This window comes from Campylobacter lari, assembly GCF_004357905.1.
GTDB lineage: Bacteria > Campylobacterota > Campylobacteria > Campylobacterales > Campylobacteraceae > Campylobacter_D > Campylobacter_D lari_D.
The window spans coordinates 1-1124 of record NZ_SMTT01000023.1 but is presented as its reverse complement, the minus strand read 5'-3'; the positions used below and the strand labels follow the sequence as shown (position 1 = coordinate 1124).

General features: G+C 30.8%; 1 protein-coding gene. It reads right to left on the bottom strand.

What is annotated here, in order from left to right; all coding sequences use genetic code 11:
• Positions 1-1015: PDC sensor domain-containing protein (locus E2O22_RS07785; protein ID WP_133319978.1), on the bottom strand; the 1015-nt coding region annotated here is incomplete at its 3' end.
• Positions 1016-1124: the final 109 nt, after the last annotated feature.

Genomic DNA, 1124 nt, shown 5'->3' with positions numbered 1-1124 from the left:
AAGCAATAGCTAAAACTACGAAAAGAGATACTATAATTATAGTTGCTATTAATTTTTCTATAGGCATTTGTATTGAGCCAACTGGAGCCATAGTCACAATAGACCAATAATCATCAGCACCATCCCATACATCAAAGTTTGCTATCGCTGCTCTATTTGCATTTCCTGTAGAAGCTGGTGTGAAGTCAAATAGAGTATTAGTTTGATTTTTTTGTAAATCAATTAATAAATTCGCACTAGGATGCGGGTTGATTTGAGTAATATTTTTGCCTATAAATTCGGTTGCAGGGCTAACTGCTATTAGACCATTTTTGCCTAATAATAATCTTTGATCGTCTTTAAAAACACTTCTTTCAGGATTTGTAAGCTCATGTTGAAGTTGTGTTAAACTTCCTAAAGCTCCTATAACCCCTATGATTTCTCCTTTTCTTACTATAGGCACAGCAATATTATAAGCTAGAATTTCTTCATTGTTGATGGTAAAATTTTGAGGTCGGCCTATCGATTCTTTTCTATTTTTTATTGCATTTTCAACGCTTTGCTGATTTAAAATAACATCTTCTGCTTGGACTAATTGTACACCACCTTTTTCTCTTAAAGAAGTGTCGTGTAGTAGCATTAAAAATTTATTTGATTGTGTTAAAAGTTTAGGGTTAATGTCATTGTATTTGGAAGTATCAAGAATATGCACATAAATATATGCTATCCAGCCATTAGAATCTAAAGCTCCTTCTAAAATATTTTTAATTCTGCGTTCTTCTATTGTGTCTTGTTCTGCGATGATGCTATCAATGGTGTTTTCTGCACCCATTAGTGTTGAATGTACACTTTCTGTTGCTCCACGGACGATATTTGCATATCTAAAAGCACTTGTTTGAAGTAATTTATCTGCTTCAGTGTGTAAGATATTTGAAGATTGCATAGCAATTACACTTGCTAAAATTCCAATACCTAAGACTATAATTGCAATTACAACAGCAACTATTTTGGTCCCTATTTTTAAATTTGAAAACAATATATCTCCTTTAATTTATATGTTTAAATTATTAAGATATATTTTATCTTAAGTATAATTATTTTTCAATTAATTAATTAATATTTGTTTGGTATTTCTAATAGTGGGT